7 protein-coding genes are annotated in these 21,148 nt (G+C 68.2%); all 7 read right to left on the bottom strand.

All coding sequences use genetic code 11. The features are described from left to right. Window positions 1-18: 18 nt before the first annotated feature. Entirely contained in the window at window positions 19-717 is a 699-nt protein-coding gene (locus O0881_RS28885) for a hypothetical protein (protein ID WP_289914061.1), read from the bottom strand. Window positions 718-723: 6 nt separating this feature from the next. Then, the gene (locus O0881_RS28890; protein ID WP_289914062.1) at window positions 724-2,457 is read right to left on the bottom strand and encodes a putative porin; all 1,734 of its coding nucleotides are present in this window, start codon (window positions 2,455-2,457) and stop codon (window positions 724-726) included. A gap of 37 nt (window positions 2,458-2,494) precedes the next feature. Then, on the bottom strand, window positions 2,495-3,211 hold the full coding sequence (locus O0881_RS28895; protein WP_289914063.1) for an energy transducer TonB: 717 nt from the start codon (window positions 3,209-3,211) through the stop codon (window positions 2,495-2,497). 10 nt (window positions 3,212-3,221) lie between these two features. After that, a complete protein-coding gene (locus O0881_RS28900) occupies window positions 3,222-3,632 on the bottom strand; it encodes a biopolymer transporter ExbD (protein ID WP_034753784.1) in 411 nt (136 codons plus the stop codon). A gap of 13 nt (window positions 3,633-3,645) precedes the next feature. Next, window positions 3,646-5,427 (bottom strand): MotA/TolQ/ExbB proton channel family protein, encoded by a 1,782-nt coding sequence (locus O0881_RS28905; protein WP_289900557.1) that lies wholly within the window; start codon window positions 5,425-5,427, stop codon window positions 3,646-3,648. 56 nt (window positions 5,428-5,483) lie between these two features. Continuing rightward, window positions 5,484-7,121: a ShlB/FhaC/HecB family hemolysin secretion/activation protein gene (locus tag O0881_RS28910; RefSeq protein WP_289914064.1), complete on the bottom strand. Its 1,638-nt coding sequence runs from the start codon at window positions 7,119-7,121 to the stop codon at window positions 5,484-5,486. Window positions 7,122-7,267: 146 nt separating this feature from the next. Next, window positions 7,268-20,968 (bottom strand): filamentous haemagglutinin family protein, encoded by a 13,701-nt coding sequence (locus O0881_RS28915; protein WP_289914065.1) that lies wholly within the window; start codon window positions 20,966-20,968, stop codon window positions 7,268-7,270. Between the last annotated feature and the right edge of the window lie 180 nt (window positions 20,969-21,148).

Here is a 21,148-nt window from a genome sequence, read left to right on the forward strand (position 1 = left end):
TCATTTCGAAAAGTAAAATTATTGGGGGGCCGGCGCGGGGGCGGCCGGCGTTGCTGCCGCTTCCGTTTGACGCGCATCAAAGCGGCCCTGATACAGCTGGTCGCCGTACTGCTGGGCGATTTGCTCCAGCTTGACCCGGCTTTGCGCGGCGAACGGCTGGCGCGCCTTCATGACGTCCAGCACGTTCAGCGACTCGTACGCTTGCAGGATTTGCTGCCCGGCCGCATACAGCTGGGCATTCTTGCTTTCGCAGCGCGCCAGGGCGCCCCGCTGCGACGCCACTTCGCCGTCGAGGCGCACACGCTCCGCTTCCAGCTGCTTGCCCGTGGCGGCCAGCTGTTCGCTGGCCTGGCGGTACTGCGCCAGGCTGGCGCTTGCCTCTTGCGCGGCGGCGGCGCTGCGCTGCTGCTGCTCGCCCAGTTTTTCCCGTTGCGCGCGCTCCTGCGCCAGTTGCGACTGGCTGCGCGCCAGTTCCTTTTTCAAGCCATCGCTGGCAGGCGCAGCGACGGGCGCCGCCTTGGCGGCAGGTGCACCCTTGGCTTTCAGCAATTCCAGCTCGCCGCGCGTCTGCTGCAATTGCGCCGTGACATTGCGCAACTCGGCGCGCAGGCGCTCTTCCATGCTCTGGCCCTTCTGTCCCTGCGCCTGGGCCGTGCCAGCGGCCAGCAAGCTCAGCAACAGTAGCGGCACGCGCATTTTGTTGGATATCAACATCATGGCTCCTTAAAAACGCGCGTTCAATTCGATTTGCAGGGTGTCGATCGACAGTGCCGAACCGAACACTTCGCGGCTCGACGTCCAGCGGCCGTTCAGCCAGGTATTCTTGTCGAGCGCATACGCGCCGCCCAGGTAGTAGCCGCGCGCATTCGTGCCGCCCAGGTGGAAGGTGGAATCGTTGTAAGCATCAGGCAAGGCATCCGGTTCGATGCGCTTGTAGCCCAGTAAAACGTTCCAGTCGCCGCGCGCCGCCGGGCTGGCCTTGCCCAGGGTCGCCTGCAGCATGTAGGCATTGCCGCCGCTCCGGAAATCGGCTTGCGACACGCCGCCCGTGCCGCCGAAATTGTTCATGATGCCGCCCTTGGCGCGCGCCCACATTTCGTTCTTGTCGTAGGCCATGTTGCGCACATAATCGCCTTCGATGCGCAAGTCCGTGCCGCCGGCCACCTTGCTATCCCAGCGCGCATTCAGGTTGGCCAGGCGGAATTTCGACGCCAGGCCCACGAATTGCGGCTGCGGCGTGTTCGCCGGGTCCAGCGGATTCAGGGCGATATTGCGCAACAGCATCAAACTGTTGCCCTTTTGCATGCTCGACGGACGCGACCAGTCCGTGTTGCAGCCATCGGCGCCCGCATACAGCGCGCACGGCTGCGAATACTCGCCGCTGATGTTGCGGAAGTTGTAGTAGGCCAGCGCGCCGCGCAATTGGTGGTCGCTATTGATCTTCCACGACGCGCCCACTTGCGCGCCCAGCAGCCATTTGTTTTCGCTGGACATTTTTGCCTGGCTGCGGCTAGGCGCATTATCGGACGAATACTCGAGCGGAATCAGGCCCAGGGTACCGAACACGGTGACGTCCTTGCTGTCACCCACCGGTTGCTGCACCTTGGCGGCGATGCCGTCGAAATTAAGTTCGCTGGAAAACAATTCATCGCTGGAAACAAACGGATTGTCGAAGCGGCCCGCCGTCAGTTTCAGCCAGGAAGCGGGCTGGTAGGACAGCCAGGCCTGGTCCAGCCAGATGTTTTTCTTGCCCAGGCCGCCGCCCAGGGTTTGCGTGGTGGACACCGGGCTGTCGTCGTTGCCGCTTGCCAGGCGGATGCCTGCCTGCGTGCTGTCGGAAATGTCGGCCAGGATGCCCAGGCGGGCGCGCGCGCGCAGCAAGTGCTTGCGGTCTTCGCGCGTGTTCAGCAGCGCCGGCAGGGCCAGGTTGGTGTTCGAATTGACGTCGTAGCCGCTGCCGCTGTTGAGCGAGCGCCAGTCGATCTCGATATTGCTGTTGGCCATGTCGTAATAGCGCGATTCGTAGCGCGCGCGCACGTCGCCTTCCACGCGGATGCGCTTGGTCCAGGCCGGCGTCTCATTCGGCGCCGCCCAGCCGCCCGCCTTCGCCTCGGCCATGACCTGGCCTTTGATTTCGTCGCGGATCTGCTCGCGCACGGTTTGCGAAATATACGGCACGCGCACGTCGCCCGGCTGCACCTGCGCCAGGGCCGCCGGCGCTGCCGCCGGACGGGCTTGCGCGGCGGCCAGCGCTTCGCTTTGCGCCTGCGCCAGCAGCGCTTCGCCGGCATCCTTGTTGAGGGCGCCGCTCTGGATCAGGCCGCGGATCAGTTTGACCATGGTGCTGTCGGCCGGTGCTTGCGCTTGCACGGCGCCTGCCGCCACGCTCAGGGCCAGGGCAGCGAGCGCCAGCGGAAGGCGGCGCAGGCGCTGTGGGGAAGAAAATAAGGAATTCATTGTTTCTCTCGAAAAAAATTAATATGAATTGGGGGCGCTATGGCCGGCGGCCCTTGATCGACACACGTGCCGGGAAACGCAGCGACGCCGGCGGCCGCTCGTCGGCGCGGAAGTCGCGCACCATGGCCAGCACTTGCTCGTCCGTCTGCGCATTGCCCGTGCCTTGCACCAGCTGCACTTTCGTCGTCTTGCCTTCCGTATCGAGCCACAGGTCGACGCGGATGTCGGCAAACGCCAGCTGGCGCGTGCGCGGATCGCGGGCAAAGGCCAGCTGCAGCGCGTTGGCGACATAGCGGCCATACGATCCCGCGCCGAGGCCGCCGCCACCGCCGCCGCCCGTCATGCCGCCGCCGCGTCCGGCCTGGATGCCGAAGGCGTCGCTGCCGGCCTGCGCCGCGCCATCGATGGTGACTGGGTCGCCCTTGTCCGGCGACGGGCTTTCCGGCGCGTCATCCATGGGCTTGTCGGCCGGCGTCGGTTCCGGCTCGGACACTTCCGGCACCACCTTGTCGGGCGTCGGTTCCGGCAGTTTTTCCGGTTCCGGCGGCGGTGGCGGCGGAGGGGGCAGCATCAGCATCGGCGGGGCCGCCACTTCGCGCTTGGTCGCGGCCGTGTCCGACAGCAAATACCAGACCAGCGCGGCCAGCGCGCCGGCCAGCAGCGCGCCGCCGGCCACGCCGCCCCAGCGGCGCCACCACTGCGCCGCGCCCGACGGTTCCGAGGCAGCCATCTTCATCATGTCGTCACGCTTCACCTTGCGCTCCTCATGCCGGCTTGCCGGTCACCAGGCCCACCTGGTTCAGGTCTATGCGGCGCAGCAAGTCCAGCACTTCGACCACTTTCGCGTATTGCACGGCGGCATCACCGCGCACGATCACGGGGAAGTCGGGCGTCAGGGCCTTTTCCGTGCGCAAGCGCTCTTCCAGCTCGGGCAAGGTGACGGGATAGGCGTCGAGGAAGACCTGGCCCGCGTTGTCGATGGTGATGGCCTTGGTCTTCGGTTTTTCCAGCGCCATGGCCGAACTGGCCTTGGGCAGGTCGACCTTGATGCCGGGAATGCTGGCATTGCTGGTCAGGATGAAGATCACCAGCACCACCAGCAGCACGTCGACGAAGGGCGTGATGTTGATGCCGCCGCTACGCTTGCGGGGGGTAAACTTGGCGGAGGTGGCCATGGTTATGCGCCCCTCACGCCTGTTGCAGCACGGGACGCATCTGGCGTCCGTCGCCCTGCTCTTCAGCCAGACGCGTGGCGAATTCGTCGACGAAGACAGCCATATCGGCGACGATGGCGTCCGAACGCGACGACAACCAGTTGTAGCCGAACAGGGCGGGAATCGCCACGCCCAGGCCTGCAGCCGTACACAACAGCGCTGCCGCCATGCCCGGCGCCACCGAGTTGATGTCCACGGCGCCGGCCATGGCCGCCACGACGAACACCAGCATGATGCCGATCACGGTGCCGAACAGGCCGACATACGGCGCGCCTTCGATGGTGGTCGAGAGCCAGATCATGCGTTTCGACATGCGCTCGCTTTCGCGCACCATCACGCCATCCATGGCGGCGCGGATGGCGCCGATCGTCGCGTTGGACACGGCGTTCAAGTCGTAGCCGCGGTCGTGGCGGCGGCGCATCTCGTCGATGGCCACGTCATACAGGCGCCACAGCGAGGAATCCGTCTTCACGGAAGTGCTCAGCTTGCCGTTGCGCGCCAGGTGGTCCAGCGGCGCGCCGGCCGCTTCGTGGAACGACTGCATGAATTGCGCATTGGCGCGCGAGATGGCGCCATAGCTGCGGCCCTTGCCGATCATGATGATCCACGACAAGACCATCATCAGGCCCAGCACGCCGACGACGATCCACGCGTCGAGCGGCATGGCGGCGATGATGAAGCCGAAATGGCTCTTGCCGGCCTGCTGTTCGTCGGCGCCAAACACGGCCAGGCGCGATTCGGAACCTTGCGAGACGGCGTCGGCCAGCAGCAGGGCGTCGGGACGGGCCGTGCGCGACAGGCGCAGCTCGTCGATGGCGCCCGTAAAGTTGTTCAGGGTGGCGGTGCCGGAAGCGACCGGCGCCGCATCGGCGCCCACCGACGCGGCGCTGGTGAAGGCTGGCAGCGCGGTGGCCAGCGACACGGCCGGACGGCCGCCCACGTACAGGGCCACGTTGGCTTTATCGGCTTTCACAGCCAGGTGCGACCATTGCGCGGCCTGGATCGGTTGGCCGGGCTTGCTGCGCTGGCCATTCACCTGCACGAAAGGCACGCCCTGGTCGATGCCGATCAGCAATTCGTTGGCGCCGTCGCGGCGCGCATACAGCACTTGCTGCGGGCCCAGGTTGTCGGGACGCACCCAGGCGGAAAAGGTGAAGGGCGCGCCGGCGGCCAGCGCCAGCGAAGGCGAGGCAGGCAGCATCAGCGGTGCCGTACCCAGGCGGGCGCCGGCGCCGATGACGGAACCGTCCAGCGCCGGCACGGCTGTCTGGGCATGGTTGCCGTAGGCGGTGCTGTCGCGCGAAGGCACGCCAGGCTCGGTGAAGTGGTACACGAGGCTGTAATCGGGGTCGAAGGTGCGCTGGCCGTTGCCGGAAGCGGGCGCCTTCGGATTGCCGTAGTACATCCACAGCTGCTGCGGCGTGCCGGCCGTCAGGGCCGGTACGTCGACCCAGATCAGGGCGATGCCCAGGAGCGGGTTGAACTGTTCGATCTGGTGGTTCAGCACCGTCTTGTCGTCACCCGCCACGAAGCGCAGGTCGGCGCCGTTGTCGCTGACGCCTTCGAAGTTGAAGTTACCAGAATGCAAGCGCAGCAGCACGGGAATGCGGCCGGGATCGCCGCCCACGGCGCCCGCCTTCGGGCCGGCGTCGACGGTGACGGGTTTGCGGTAAGCCCAGTCGGGCTGCCACCAGGCATGCGCCAGGCCGGGAACGAGCGTGCCCAGGATCGTGAGCAGGAAAAGAAAACGTTGCATGACAGTGATTCTCCGAAGAAAAGTCTAAAAAAGTGCAGTGCTGGTGAGCTGGCCCGTCAGTAGCTGGCCGACAGGTTGAAATTGATGCGGCGCACGTGTTTGTGCGTGCGCGGGCCATCGCGCAGCGGGTAAGCGAAATCGATGCGGCCATTCAGGTAGCGCAGGAACTGGAAGCTGCTGCCCACGCCCACGGAGGCCAGGCCGAACAGGTCTTTCTGCTCGATCATCGGATCGCGCAGGCGCAGGCGCGCGCCATCGGCAAAGGCAAACAGGCGCCAGTTTTCCAGGCGGCTGAAATACGTCAGCTGGGGCGTGCGCCATTCGACGGTGCCGGAAATGCCGTAGTCGCCCGTCGCTTCGGCCGACAGGTAGCCGCGCACGGAGTTGGCGCCGCCGGCGGCCATCTGCTCGCCCGACACGAGCGCCGCGTCGGCCAGCTGGCCCGACATGCGCCCGTGCAGCTGCGCGCCGCTGCCCAGGGTGTACGTGGCGTTGGCATCGCCCTTCAGCACGAGGAAGCTGGGCGAGGCCTTGTAGCGCTTGTTGTCGTAGGCGGCGCTGTCGCTGCCGTAGCCGAACGCGGCGCGCGTGCCGGCCACCAGCGACAGGCCCAGGCCGTACGTCGCCGCATCCGTCTGCGCAAAGCCGTTATACGACACGCTCAGGGGCACATACTTGAGCGGAATATTGCTGCCCGTGCCATTGAGCTTCAAGGCTTCCTGGTTATCCTTGAAATCGATGCCGGCAGAAAAGCTGTGCCACCAGATGCCGCTGTTGGGCACCGTGTAGTTGACTTTCATGCCCAGCGCGTGGCCCTTGCCCAGCACGCTGGTGCCGCCCGTGCTGGCCACGTTGCTGTTCGACTGGTAGCCGGTCGCTTCCACGCTCCAGCCCTGCGTGCCGATCGGCGCCACGTACGAGGCGGACCACACCTTGGTCTGGTTCAGGTCGCCCGGCGTGCCGAAAAAGCTGATGGTGGCGCTATGTCCCATCTGCCACAGATTGTCGTGACCGACCGACATGCTGCTGCGCAACTTCTTGGTATCGGCGCTGTAATCGTTGTTCAAGCCGACGCTGGCGCGCCACGGGCTGCTGTCCTCGACCTTCAAGTCCACGTCCATGGTGCCGGGCAGGCTGCCCTGCTTGACCAGCGGCATCACCTGGCGCTTGGGACCGCGGTTCAGGGCCGTCAGCTCCACTTGCGCCTGCGTAAAGTCGGGCACCTTGCCTTCCGTCAAGGCCGGCACTTGCTGACGCACGTCGAGCGGCGAGTTGTATTGCGCGCCGACGACGCGCAAGCGTCCCACCTTCGTTTCGCTCACCTGCAGCACCACCACGCCCTGCTCCACCTGCTGCTCCGGCAAGTCCACGTAGACGGACTGGTAGCCGCGGGCTTGATATGCCGCAACAAGGGCGTCGCGCGCCCCTTCCACGTCCTTCAGGGTGCGGCCCGGCCCCAGGAAGGGCGTCACCGCCTCTTCGATGGCACGCGCATCGAGCACGGTATTGCCGCGCACCAGGTATTCCTCGATCGTCACCTGCCGTTCCGGCGCGGCCACGGGAGCGGCCGCCGGGACCGCGTCCTGCGCGCGCGCCATGCCGGGCAGCGCCAGCATGGCCAGGCACAGCATCGTCAAGGCGGTTGCAGGCGCCGCTGGCGGCACGCCCCTGCCCTTGGTTGTCATTTCACGCATCTTCCATTCACCTTAAAATCAAACGGTTGCCCTGTGTTGCGGCGCTGGGCCGGCGTATTTTTGTTGCTAATGCTGATCTACTGATGCCTAGACAGCCGCCGCGCGCGGCGACTGCCGAATGTCATCAAATGTTCATAAAACTCCGCTCAAGGCTGCAAACCGCGCCGCTCGTTCGGCGTGAGCGCCTGCAGCTGCGGCGCCGTCAACGGCCCCGCCCCCAGCACCTGCACCACGCCGGCCGGCTGGTAGCTGGACGCCTGCGGTTCGCCGCCCGTGTGCTTGCCAACACCGGCTTCGTCCGCCTGCTCGTTGCCAAAGCCCAGCACCTTCACCGTGAACAGCGACGGCTGCGCCTGGCGCGTGGCCGCCCGTTCGCGCTGCAGCACGTCCTGCGCCGCCGTCACGGCTTGCGAGGCGGCCGCGCTGGCATTGCTGAGCGCACCCACGTTCACGGCGGCGATGGCCGGCATGCCCGTGGCCTTGCCCTGCACCTGGATGTTTTCCGCGTTGACCACCTGCAAGGCCGCCAGGTTGACGTTGCCCGAGACGCGGATGCCCGCCTCGCCCGCGTCGATGCTGCCCAGCGGGGCGATCAGGTCGATGTCGCCGGACGGCACCTCCGGGATCGGGTTCAGGGTGGCGATGCCGGCGCCCGTGTTCGGCGTGGTCGGCGACAAGGTCACCATGCCGATGTCGTCGTAGACCCGGCGCTGCGGCGCAAACACCACGGTGGACTTGGAGCCGCGGCCCGCATTGATGTCGCCCTGCGCCGACCAGGCCAGGATGTTGCCGCCGAAGGTGGTGAAGATGCGGCTCTGGCCCAGCAGGATGCTGTCGCGGGCGTAGATCTGGATTTCACCGGCGCCCTGCGTCAGCACGCCCGAGCCTTCGCCCGGCACGAAGCCGCCATCGACGCCCACCAGGGTGCGCCCGCCCGGGGTCAGGATGTCGATGTTGCCGCCGAAATCGGTGTGGATGCCGGCATCGGCCAGGTCGAACACGGGGGCGTGGATGTCGCCCCCCAGCACATATTGCTGGCGCGTCAGGTAATTGACGCCCTTGCGCGGCCGCTTGGTGCTGCCGCCTGAAGTGCCGTCCAGATAGTAGGTGGCGCCGCTGAACATGGTCAGGTCACCTGCATAGGTCACGGGCTTGCCCTGCGCATCCTTGCTCGGGAACAGCGTGGCGATGGCTTCGCGGCCGCGCAGATAGCTGCCTTCGCGCACGCCGCCGGCAGCCGTGTACTCGCGCCCGCCAGCCTTGAGTTCGGCGAAATAGACGTTGCGCAGGAAGACGCGCTGCTGCTCGGCCGGCAAGGCCGCGAAAAACTTGCGCGCGTCCATGCTGCCGGCATCGAAGGTCAGCCCGGCGCTGTTGCGCTGGCCGGCGCCGTAGCGGGTTTCCAGCCAGTTGACCAGATGCAGCTGGCTCGACAGGCCGTATTCGCGCTGCAGGTCACGCCTGGCGCCGCTGCTGCTGGCCTGGAGAGACTTGTCGAGCTCGCCTTGACGCGCCGCCAGGAAGGCGGGCGCGCCCGCCGCGTCGCCGCTGTAGCCGAATTCCGCGCGCAACCAGTCGGCCAGGCCCAGGCGCCCGCCATACACGGCCACCGCCTTGCCGGGCTGGTCGGCCAGCGGCTTGCCTGGGTCGATCAGGTTGGCAGCGTCGAGATAGCGCGCGGCAAAGGCGTCATAGTTGGGACCGTACGCCCCGACCCCGGCCGCCACCGCGATGCTGGCGCCGCTGCTACGGTCGCCAGGCGTGATATGCGTCACCGCCCCGATACTCTTCAGCTCGGCCTTGTCGGCCATGTCGATATCGCGCCCGGCCGTCACTTCCAGCGTGCCCGGACCGCCCACGTAGAACGTGCTATAGCGAATGTCGCGGCCGGCACGCACCACCGACACCTCGTCTGGATTGTTGTGCAGTATCAGATTGCCGCGCGCCGAACCGACAAAGTTTTCCGTCGGCCGCAGCGGCAGCGACGGGTTGGCGTACGCGATCTCCGAAGTCCAGCCCAGCAGTCCCTGTGGCGTCGCTTCGACCAGCCCCAGCGCCGTGCCGGAGTTGACGATATCGCGTCCGGCCCGGATATCGACGGGACCGGCGCCCTCGTACCAGGTGCTGTGGCTGGCCGACTTGCCGCCGCCGCGCGTAATGATGGAACCGGTGCGCAAGCCGACGATGTCGCCCGCCAGCGCGTAGTAGCGCGCCGGCAGTTGGTCTTGCACCGCGTAGCCCGAGGCGGTGGGCGGCGTCAGCGTGAACAGCGGATAACGCTGCGGTGAAGCGCCCGCTTCGCGCGACGCGAACAGCATGCTGGGCGCCTGTGCCTCCTGGTTGACGTTATGCGTGTACGTGTCGCCATACGCGGTGGTGCCGGAAACGCCCGCGAAACCCGGATTGAACGGGCTCGGCAGCGCGGTCGGATCGGCGCCCGACGCCGTCACCGTATAGGCGCCGGCGTAGATCGAATCGGCGGCCAGCAATTCCAGCTGCCCCGGCGTGCGGCGGGTGAAATGCGCATCGACCGGCGATGGCGCCAGCAGCAGGCCGGTGGCCGGCCGCGCCGGCGCATTGGTGCTGGTGTCCATATCCCTCGCCCCTTGGGCGGAGTTGCCGACATACAGGCTGCCGCTGGCGGCCACCGCGCGCAATTGCGACGGCATCACGAAACGCCCGCCGCTGGAAGCCTGATTGCCGCTGGCGCGGTCGTCGCTCCAGGCCGTGGATGGCGTCAGGTTGCCGCCCGCGCTGAACAGGTCGATGGCGGTCGACGGCGTCCACAGCGAGAACCAGCTGTAGCCCTCGCCGTCCTGCGCCACGCCCTTCGCGGTGAACGGCGTGCCGTTGTTGATCTGGGTGACGCGGCCGGCGTCGCCTACGCCGCCCAGCACCAGGTCGCCGCGCGCATCGATGCGCACGCCGGAGTCGCCCGGCACCACCACCGGCCCGCCGCCCGCGATGGACGAGGTGGCCGTGTAGACCTGATGGGCACGCGACTCCTGGCTGTCGCCCATGTCGAAACGCAGCTCGATGCCGCCCACCGATCCCGCCTCCATGCGCAAGGCGCCGCGCAGGTTGACGAAGGTGCTATTGAGGTCGCCACGCGTGCCGGAAAAACGGGTATCCGGCGTGATCTCGTCGGTCGTGTCGGCAAACGAACGCACTTCGGCCACCGGATTGAGGCCGCCGCCAATGCGCACGTCGAGGTCGCCACCACCGGTCAGAGTAAGCGCGGAACCGTCGGCCGATACCCGGCCGGTGCTGGCCACCGCCAGGTTCAGGCCCTGGCTGCGCGTGACGAATTTGGCGCCCCGATCGGTGCGCGGCGACAGCATGCCGGCGGCCCTGCCCGCCTCGAGTACAAGATTGCCGCCGCCCAGGGTACCGATGCCGGTAAAGCCGGTCATCACGGGCTGGGTCTCGTACAGGTAGTTCGTGCCGAGACCGCCAGCGACATAACTGCCAAAGTTGATCCACCAGGCGGTGGGCACGCCATCGCCCTGGGCGACCGCGCTGCCGGTGCCCTGGCGCCACAGCCAGGTGCCGACGGCGCTGCTGTCCTGCTGCGGACGCAAATAGCCCACGTCGTCGGGGCGACGCTCCGTGCTGTAGCCGCCACCCACCAGGTCGCCGGTGACGTCACCCTGGGCGCGCACCAGCACATTGCCGCCATGCTCGGGATACCAGGCCTGGTACAGGCTTTGCGCGCCACCGTCGACGTAGGGCTTGAAGGCGTCGCCATCGGGGCCGAGGATGGAACCCTTGCGATCGGCCGCGCGCGGCAGCCGGTAAGCCGCCGCCACATTGGCCGCCTGGGTACCGGCCGTGTACACGCCGTACGGCGAATTCTGGCTGAAGTTGCCGCCGGCCAGCAGGTCGAGGTCGCCCGTGCCGGTACGCAGCACGCTGAACAGCTGTTGCCGCGCAGGCAGCGCTACCATGGGGAAACTGGCGCCTTCGGGCAGCCACGTCACCAGGTCGCCCACGTTCCACTGGTTGTACGCCAGCAGAGCTTCCACGCTCTCAAATTCGGCGAGATTGACCTGCGTGCCGGCGGGATAGCCGACATACAGTTCCGAGTCGCCCATCCAGTAGAAATTGCCCGCCACGCCGTCGATCGGCGGCGCCGCCACCTTCGGCAAGCTGAGTCCCAGGACCGCGCCGTAGTGGTGATCGGCCAGCAGCAGACTGCGGTTGTCGCCCATGGGGCGCAGCGCGCGGGTATCGGCCGCCTGCATGTCGGCACCGGCCACCAGGCGCAACGACCACGACTGCGAACCGCTGGCCAGCATCGGCGCCAACGCCCAGTTGCGGCCCTGGTTGCCGTCGGCATCGGCCGGACGCAGGGCCACCGAATCGGCGCCGTCAGGCAGCCGCACCCAGGTTTCGCTCGGCACCAGCGCGCCCTTGCGCAGCTTCAGTTCGCCGGCCAGCGCCACGCCATTGGCGGGCGTATCGGGGAAGCCGTCACCGTCGTAGTCGGGGCTCGGCGTGTCCCTGACGGCGCCCACCGGGTACGGCAGCGGCACGCCGCCGGGCCAGGTCATGGCCGCCACGGACATTCCCACAGGCAAGCGGGTGCCGGCGTCGAGCCGCGTGCCGCTGCCCAGCTTGACCGCCTTCGCCAGCACGGTGCCGGCCGCATACACGACGGCGCCGGCGGCATTGCGCACGGCGCCGCCCAGCACCGTGCCGGCCGGCAATTCCACGTCGGCCGTCAAGGTCGCTTGCGACGGCAGCGCCGTGCCCGCCCGCAAACTCATCGGTTTCATCGGCAAGTCGTAGTTCAGGGTGCGGCCGGACTGGAAGAAGGTGTCGTCGGCCAGCGTGACCAACTCGCCATGCGGCACGATGACGTCGGCGCCGAACGGCACCCGGCCCTTGGCCAGCATCCAGCCCTTGTCGTCCGGCGTGACCGGCAAGGCCTTGCCATCGAAGCCGTCATTGATGCTGCCGAAGACGTTCAGGTTGCCGCCGGCGCGCAGCACCAGCGCGCCCGCTTCGCCGGAGCCGGCCACGCCGGTCTTCTGCGTGTGCGGATTGACGCTGGCGTAGCGGTGGCCCGACAGGTTGATGTCGCCATCGACATGCAGGTCGCCGTCCGGCGTGGCGCTGAGGATGGCCACGCCCGGACGCAGGTGGAAGGCGTCCTTGTAGTTGCGCAGGCCGGACAGGCGGCCGTTCATCAGCCCGTCGTTGGCCAGGGCGCCCTTCATGAAATCGATGCTATCGTCGTGCTTGCGGTCCAGGTAAGCCTGGTCGATGATCTGGTAAGGGCGGCCGTCGGCCGTCGTTTCCGTGCCCGGGCGGGCGTCCGTGTACGACCAGAAACCGTTGACCGTGATGGCGCGGGCGCCGTCGATGGCCAGCGGACCGGCCGCATCGATGGCAACGTCGTTGCCGGTGGCGCCGCCGAGGCGCCGGGCGCTCAGTTCCAGCGTGCCCAGCGAGGCGATGCGCTCGGGCTTGCCGGCCGTGCCGGCACGCAAGTCCATGCGCGCGCCGGTATCGAGCACCAGACGGCCGCTGCCGGCATCGATGTCGATCACGGCGCGGTTGGGCGCCTCGATCACCTGGCCGTAGCTGTCGACCCGCAGCACGCTGCCGTGGGCGTCGAGCAGCGCGCTGCCGGCCACGCTGACGCCGTCGCGCGCAGCCAGGCGGATGCTGCCCACCTGCTCGCCGCTGGCGTCGACGGTGCCGTTGACGGCCAGACGGCCGCCATCCACCGACACCGTGATTTCGCGCGCCTTCAATTCATTCTCCAGCACTAGGTCGCCCTGCTTGAGCTGGAAGCTGCGGCTGCCGAACACGCCGCCCTTGCTCAGGCGCTGGTTCAAGCCCTTGAAATCCTCGATATGCTGGCCGCGCACGTCGAGGCCACCCGCCGCGAACGGCACATCGGTGCCGCCCGCGTCGTAGTGGCCGCTGCTGCCGCCGGTGATGCTGCCCAGCAACGCCACGCTGCCCGCCTGCGCGTCCAGCGCGGTGGCGGTGAGCTTGCCGGCGCGATTGGAGACGGCCGAGAAATCGATGGTGGAAGCGGCCGCCTGGCGCACGTCGCCGTGGCGGCTGTCGAGCACCACGTCGCCGCCCCAGCTGTACTTGGGCACGCCGTTGAAATCGATCTTGCGCCCGGCCAGGTCAAGCCGGGCACCGTCGCCCAGCACCACGTCTTGCTCAGCGGACACACTGAGCTTTCCGCTTGGCAACAGCACTGCCGTGTCGAGCGTCACGCTGCGCCCGTCCAGCGCCACTTCGGCGCCCAGTGCGCCGGCCAGCGCGGCCGCGCCCGGGACGGTGGCGGCCGCGCCGGACGGCCTGGCGACGTGAATGTCGCCGCCCGCCTTGATCTTGTTGACGGAGCCGGCGGCGCCCGTGAGCAGCGCCGTGTTCAGCGCCAGGTTGCCGCCGCTGCGCAGATAGCCCTTGCTGTCCGCATCCCAGCCGCTTTGCGACTGGTACACCGACAGCGAGCCCGCGTGGTTGGCCGTGATGCGCTCGCTGGCATTGATGGCGACATCGGCAAAACCGAGGATCAGGCGGTCCATGCCGTGGATGGTGTCGGGCCGGCTGTTCGGGCCATAGCCGAACTCGACCTGGCGGGCGTCGACCTGCAGGCGTCCGCTGCCGCCGCCGGCGCCGCCGCTGGCGACCAGGCCCGGCGCCGTCGTGGCGCCGTTCCATACCAGCACATCGGTCTTGATGCGCGCCACGGCGTCGCTGCCGCCGGAGCCGTAGATCGCGGGGGTGCCGATCACCAGCCGCTCCAGCGACGATTTGCCCGTGCTCGCGTTGATGGTCGACAATTCGACGCTGTCATAGAAATTGATGGCGTCGCGCGCCGTCAGCGCCAGGCTTTCCAGCGCCGGCGCGCCCGCGCTGGCGTCGCCGCGCAGCAGGCGGTCGAGGATGCCCTGGTTCAGGGTCAGTCCGGCCGGCAACGCGTCGCGCGCGGCCATGGCGGCCAGCGACGCCGCGCTGCCCACATTGATGCCGCCCACAGCCAGCACCAGGTTGCGGGTGCCATAGGTGGTGGCGTCGCGCAGGTTGAAGCTCTGGTCGGTGGCGGCGACGATGCTGCCTTCCGAATACAGCGGCGTGCTGCCGCTGCACACGGCGCCCGCCGCGCAGGCGCCGATGTCGATGCGGCCCGGCCCGGATCGCGGATCAGTGCTCACGCCGGGCGCCAGCATGTCCAGCCGGCCATTCGACACGGCCAGCACGCTGGACTTGCCCGGCGCATACACATAGCCGTTGCTGGAATCCCAGGCGGCGGCGCCACGGCCCAGGGTATTGATGCCGCCCCCCTGTTCGATGACGATGCCGCCAGCCTTGCTATTGGTCACCAGGAATACTTCGCCAGCCTTGAGCACGGCGCCGTCGCGCACCACGATGTTATCGACGCCGCCCTGGAACTGGGCGATATTGGCTTGCTGGTTGCCGTTGGTGCTGCTGTAGTTGACGGTAGGCAAAGCGCCGATGCCCAGGCGCGGGGCGCCGATGGCGTTCAGGGCGTCGACCCGCACCGCCATGCCCTTGAAGTCGACGGTGGGCGCGCTGGCGCCGCCGATGATTTCGTAGTTCTTGCCGGAGCCGCCCAGCAGCAGCGCGCTGCCGCCGAAACCGTCCTTGCCTGGCGTGTAGTTGGTCGTGCCGGCAAAGCGCAGCGCATCTTGCATCACGCCCGTGCCGCCAGCACCCGCATTCGACTGCACCAGTTCGATGTGCAGCGCCTTGGCGTCGCGTTCGAGCAGCGGCCGCGGCACGCCGTCGCGCACCGCCTGCGCCAGCGCGAATGCGCCGTAGCTCGTTTCATTGTATTGCGAATAGCTGCGCAGCACGTCGGCCGGCGTCAATACCGCCTGCGATGGCAGCGCCGCGCGCCGGTCGGTATTGCTGGTGCCCAGCTGCACGGCGGTAGCAAACGAGCCGTTGCGCATGGCCGTGGCCGACCCGACGGGCAAGCCGCCGGCAGCCAGGCCGTTCAGCTCCACCCGGAACGCGCCGGGCAGCAGCGCAAAGCTCGACGGCAGCAAGGTATAGGTGCCGGCGGCCAGGCCGGGCACGCCGGCGCCGACGGTGATCTGGCGGCCCAGCGCCGGATCGCCGGCGCCATTCTCGGCCACGATGGGCGCATAGCCCGGCTGCGCGCCCGGAACGATGGCGTAGACGGGATTCGTGGCCAGGCCCGGCAGCACGAAGCTGCCTTTGCCGGACGTCTGCACCAGCGGGTTGAGGCGGGCGTCCGTCGAGCCGCCGCGTCCGGCCAGGAAGGCCGCGCCGGTCAGGGTGCCGCCGCCTGACAGGTCGAGCACGGCGCCGGCGCGCACATCGACGTGTTTGCCGGTGAGCACGACGGCCGGGTCATTGCCCACGCCCTTGTACGCGACGTCGACGCCGTCCATCATGTAGCTCAGGCCATCGAGCGAGCCGCCGTACGGCATCACGAGGCCGTTGGCGCTGACCGACGTCACACTGCCAGGCAGCAGATTGGTGTAGCCGGTCACTGCGCCATTCGTATTCTGGCCCAGCGTGATTTTTCCCAGCGGCGCGCGCACCACGCCACCCTGGTTCACCGTGCCGGCACTCAGTTCAAGCGAGCCGAACACCGAGTAGGGCAGGGCCGGCAACGGCGCGGCAGGGTCGCCGCTGCGCTCGATGGTCAGCTTGCGGGCCGGATCGAACTCGGTCGCCAATTGCCCGAATTCGTTGATCACGTTACGTTTGCCCACCTCCACCTTGCCGGTGGCGCCGCTCACCGGATAGATTTGCGCGCCCGCCAGGGTCAGGTTGCCGGGCGTGTACAGCGCGGCCGCCGTGCGCATGCGGATGTCGCCGCTCGAACGCAGCGCCAGCTCGCCAAAGGCATCGCGCTTGACTTCCAGGTCGGCGGCGGCGTTTTGCCCGATCACGCCGTTGCTGCCGACATTGACGGCATTGGCGAGGTCGATCATCGCGGCATTCAGCGTCAGACTGGCGTGGTCGTCCACGTTGGGCACGCCCAGTTTGCCGCTGCCGACGCCGCCGTTGCCGGAGCCGCGCACCGGATTGGGCATCAGGTGGTCGTCGCTCTGGGTGCGGCTGGTGCCGGCCAGGCGGATGTAGGGCGCCGCCAGCTTGACTTGCGCGCTGGCGCCGCCGGCATCCCCGGCCAGGGCCAATGCGCTGGACGTCAGGCGCAGGCTCTGCCCCATCGACAGGTCGAGGTTGCCATCAAAGCTGATCAAGCCGTTCGACAGCAAGGCCAGGTGGTCGAAGCCGCCGGCGGCCACGCGGTCCGCACCGAGGCGGGCCACGCCATAGCGCAATGCCGGATCGCTGTCGCCCACCTGCAGGTCGGCGGCCAGGCTGCTTTCGCCCTGCAGGCGCGACAGCACCAGCTCGCGCGGCACGCGCACCGCGTCTTCCACGCCCAGGCCCTTCAAGTCGAGCTTGCCGACGATGCCGTAGTTCGGCGCTTCCAGGTTGAGCGCCAAGGTGCCGCCGGCCGCGCCTGTCCCGCCCGCTGCCGCATGCATGGTGCCGTCAAGCAACAAGCCGCGGAAGGAGCTCAGCGCGATGCTGCCGCCGTCGCTGGCCACCTGCACGCTGCCCTGACCGGGCAGGTCGAGCAAGGCGGCGGCGCCGGATGCTTCCAGGCGTGCGCCGGGGCGCACGATGACAAAGGCGTCGGCCGCCTCGACTTGGGTGGCGTCGAGGTTATGCCTGGCGCCGATCTCGATGGTGCCGCCGGCGCCCACATGGCCATACACGCCGCCCTGGGCGTCGGTGGCGGTGGCCGCGCGTCCGGCCACGTCGAGTACCGCACGCTCGCCGATCCAGATCGACTGGGCATTGGCGCTGCCGTCTGGACGGTTGATCTCGCCACCGGTGACCAGCATGCCCGGCAACACGGAAATGCGGCCGCCGGCCGCGCTCAATGTGCCTTCCACGGTGATCTGGCCATTGCCGGTCAGGCTGATGCTCTTGCCGTCATCCACGCGCAGCGTGGCGCCCTGGCCCACCACCACCGGCGCCTTGGCGTTGCGGGTGCCGCCCGACAGCGCGATATCGGCGCCGGCGCGTTGCTTGAGCACGCCTTTCACGGCATTTTCCTGCCATAGCGGGGCCAGCCACGGTTGCAGGACGGCGGCGGAATCGGTGCCGGTCGGCAATTGCGCCGCCAGCGCCAGGTCGGCGCGCAGCAATGGCATGGTGACGTCGATGGTGGCGCCCTGCGCCACCTGCACGCCCTGCTGACCGTTGATGTTGTAGTGCGCGAAGCCGCGCTGGAACATCTCATTGTCCAGCACCAGCAGCGGCTTGACCACCAGGTCCTTCGGCGCACGGTTGCCGGCCAGCAAGCGCTCGCCCGCCTGCAAGGTCACGTCAGCCACGAACGCGGTACCGGCGGCCACCCTGGCGTTGAAAGCGGGCACCGGCATGCCGTTCGGGAAGGCGTTGGCCGGCACCAGGTAGCCGGAACCGAGCTTGCCGCGCACGCCCGTGAGCGTGACGCCGGCCGGCACGGTCATGCCGCTGGTGTAGACGATGCCTTTGCTGTCGGTGATGAAGATGAATTCATAGCTGATCGAGGCGGGCGGCACCACCCAGGCGACCGGCAGGGTGTAGGGACGCGCCGCGCTGAAATCCGGCAAGTCCAGCAAGGGCTGGCCGGCAGGGACCAGCGTACTCACGTAGCTGAAATCGGCATCGAGCACGGTGCCGGCCTTGATGGTGAACGCTTCCGCCAAGGTCAGGTGCACGGGGACGGACTGGCCTGCAAGCAACACACCATTGCCGGCCAGCACGCCGCCGCCCAGCGCCACGCCGGTGCCGCTGTCGATGGTCAGCGTGCCGCCGCCGTTGACGCCGTAGCCACGCAGTTCGCCATCGAGCACCAGCGTCTCCGACTTGACGCCGTTGGGATCGTTCTGATTCGAGCGCAAGCTGATGTCGCCGCCGCGTCCGCCCTTCAGCTTGCCGTCGGCCAGCACGGCCGCGCCCGAGGACGTGTCGATCACGCTGCCGGCCGCCAGGTTGACGGTGCCGCTGCTGACCAGCGCCACCGCGCCGCCGTTGACATAGGGCAAGCCGGACGTGTTGGCCGGATCCAGCTTGAGCTGGCTCCACAGGCCGCGCGTGTCGAGCGTCACGCCGGCCGTCACCTCGATGCCCACCTTTGCTCCGGCCGCCGGCGTGGCGACCGGCGTATCGAGCCAGGCGGTGGTGCCGGTGGTCGGCTTGCTGACGATGTCGCCCAGCGCAATGCTGCCGCCGCGCGCCGTCAGCCCGGCGTTGACCTTGACCTGGGGCGCATGCAGCGCGATTTCGCCGCCCGGCGTGACCTGCACCGCCGTGTCGACCTCGATGGCGCTGCCGGCATAGGCCTTGATGCCGCCCAGGTGTTGTGCGTTGAGCCAGCCGGCGTCCAGGTAGGTCTTGCCGACCAGATTCTCGGGCAGCGCATCTTCGCGCAGGAGATTGCCGGCGCTGGCGCCGCCGGCGCCGATGTGGATGGCCTTCAGCAGCGCCGCGGGATTGTCGCGCAGCTGCGCGCTGGCGGCGTCATACACGGGCGCCAGCTGGCCCAGCACCAGCTGGCCGCTGCGGGCGGCGGCCAACTGCGACTGGCGGTAGCTGTCGAGGGTGGCGTCGCGCGCATCCTGCTGGCGCTCGCCCTGGAATACGCTCGATTCGATCGCGCCTTCGAGCACGGCCGATGTGGTTCCCACCACCACGCGGCCCGCATCGCGGCCCACGGTATAGCCGTTTTCCAGCCGTTGCTGGGCGCCGATCAGGGGATTGGCGAAATTTTCCGTCGTTTCCGCGCCCCAGCGCTGGTGGTGCGCGGCGTAGCCTTGGTAGACGCCCGTATACAGCACGTCGCCGGGCGCCGTCGACAGCCGGTACAGCTGGCCATCCTTGCCGCTGAGCCAGCTCTGGCGAATCATGCCCGTCTGGACGTCGAAAGTACCGCCGGACACGTTGAGCTTAGAGCCGGCCTGGGTCACCAGTTCGCCGCCCTGGAAGGCCACCGTGCCGCCCTGCGCCGCCCATTCGCCGATGCCGTGGCCGCTGGTGTTCAGATAGCCGCTCACTTCGAGCAAGCCGCCGCCCGTGTACCAGCGGTCAGTCGGATAGCCGTTGGTGCCGGCCGCGACCCGTACCAGGTCGCGCCGGTCGACCCACAGGTCGGTGCTGTTGAGGGCCTTGCTGTCGCGGTTGCCCGGCGCGTCGCGCTGCTCGTTGCCCTGCGCATTGATCAGCACATTGTTCGAAGCCATCGCCACGTTCACGCCGACGGCGCCGGAGACGTCGATGGCGGCGCCGCGCGCCACTTGCGTGCGGCGCGTGGCCAGCGCATTGACCTGGCCGCCGGTGGCCAGGGTCAGCGAGCCGCTGTCGAAGGCGATATCGCCGCCGGAGGCAATCTGGATCAGCGACAGGTCGCGGCGGTTATAGGCGCCGTCGCTGAGCAGCGCCGAATCCTTGATGAGCGCGTCGCGCTGCACATCCAGCGCGGTGGCGCCGCTGTCGTCGAGCAGCACCGTGGTGAGGCTGTCAGGAGCCAGCGTGACCAGGCCTTCGCTGCCGTCGGCCTTCAGGTGCACGGTGCCGCGCGTCGTCACGCTGGTGCTGCTGAGCAACACGCCGGCCTGCTTCACGTCGCGGCCCGTCAGGGTGACGTCGCCGGTCAGCGCCTGCACCAGGCCCGCATTCGTCACCTTGCCGGCACCGCTTTGCGCGTTGAACTTGACGTCGACCTCGTTGCCACGGGTGCTCGAAGTCTGGTTGGCGTCCGTCCCCAGCCCCTTGCGGATGACGAAGCTGTCGCCGGCGGCCAGCGTGACTTGCCCATTCGGCGCCGACAGGCTGCCGCCGTTATGCACTTCGCGCCCGGCCAGCAGCACATAGCCGCCGCCTTCCGTCACCGTCTGCGGCTTGCGCGTGCTGATCTGCGCGCCGGCCTGCACCACCACGTCGGCCGTGGCGTTGGCGTGCGTGACCACGCTGCCGTTGAGCGCCAGGTCATTGGCCAGCGTGGGCTTGAAGCCCGTGCCCTGCGTTTCGCTGTAGATGCCCTTCTTGAATTGACTGTCGCTCATGCCCACGGCGGCGGCCACCAGGCTGCGCGTGTCGACCTGGCTGCTGCCCGTAAACACGATGCCGTTGCGGTTGACCAGCATGACCGTGCCGTCGGCCTTGATCTGGCCGCGGACCTGGCTGGGACGGGCCAGCGGATCGTTGACGCGGTTGAGTACGGACCAGTTCGCCAACTGGTCAAATTGCAGGGTGGTATTCTGGCCGATATTAAACGTTTCCCAGTTCAGGATCGCCTTGTCGGCCGTCTGCTTGACGGTCACGACGGTCTTGCCGTCGGCCTGCGCCTGCGTGGGGCCGTTCGCATTGAACCAGCCCGCCGTCAGGCTGTTGCTGTCGACTTTCAAGCCGCCTTCGGCCAGGCCTTCCGGCACCTTCGAGCCGGCGGCGATGGCCGCCTGGCGCGCCGCCTGCTGGGCCGCCTGCTGCACGGCGATGGCGCGCGCCGCCAGTTGCAGATTGTTCAGCGAACTTTGCAGCTGGGCATTGGCTTTTTGCTGCTGCGCCTGCTTATTGTCCGTCCCGAGGATGGCCTGGCCATTCGGCAAGCGTCCCGTGGCCGCGGCCGTGCCCTGCTGCGCACCCTTGCCGGCAAACCAGGCGCCGCTGAACGGCTGCTGCGCCTGCGCGCCGCCTGCCTGCAGCAGCACGGCGATGGCCAGCGCCAGCGGTTTCAGGCGCACCGGGCGCCCGCTGCGGTTGCCCGCCATGGCGGAGGAGGATGCGTGTTTCGTGACCGACTTGCTTCGCTGCATGGCGACATTCCCTTTTCATGTTCCGTTGCTGACCGATATCGCGAGGCGGCGCGCGGCACGCACGGGGCGGGCGGCAGGCACTGATTCGCGGCTTCCAGCAGCATTGACAGGGAACAAGGTCCGGGACTGCAAAAGGTCATGAAAATGTCATAATTGGCGGCATGCCATCGGCGTGCATCG

Origin of the sequence: Janthinobacterium sp. SUN100, from assembly GCF_030397705.1 — a bacterium.
Classification (GTDB): domain Bacteria; phylum Pseudomonadota; class Gammaproteobacteria; order Burkholderiales; family Burkholderiaceae_D; genus Janthinobacterium; species Janthinobacterium kumbetense.

Coding starts and splice junctions, on each gene's coding strand:
- O0881_RS28915 (WP_289914065.1), bottom strand. CDS start 20,968: ATGCAGCGAAGCAAGTCGGTCACGAAACACGCATCCTCCTCCGCCATG.
- O0881_RS28905 (WP_289900557.1), bottom strand. CDS start 5,427: ATGCAACGTTTTCTTTTCCTGCTCACGATCCTGGGCACGCTCGTTCCC.
- O0881_RS28900 (WP_034753784.1), bottom strand. CDS start 3,632: ATGGCCACCTCCGCCAAGTTTACCCCCCGCAAGCGTAGCGGCGGCATC.
- O0881_RS28910 (WP_289914064.1), bottom strand. CDS start 7,121: ATGCGTGAAATGACAACCAAGGGCAGGGGCGTGCCGCCAGCGGCGCCT.
- O0881_RS28890 (WP_289914062.1), bottom strand. CDS start 2,457: ATGAATTCCTTATTTTCTTCCCCACAGCGCCTGCGCCGCCTTCCGCTG.
- O0881_RS28885 (WP_289914061.1), bottom strand. CDS start 717: ATGATGTTGATATCCAACAAAATGCGCGTGCCGCTACTGTTGCTGAGC.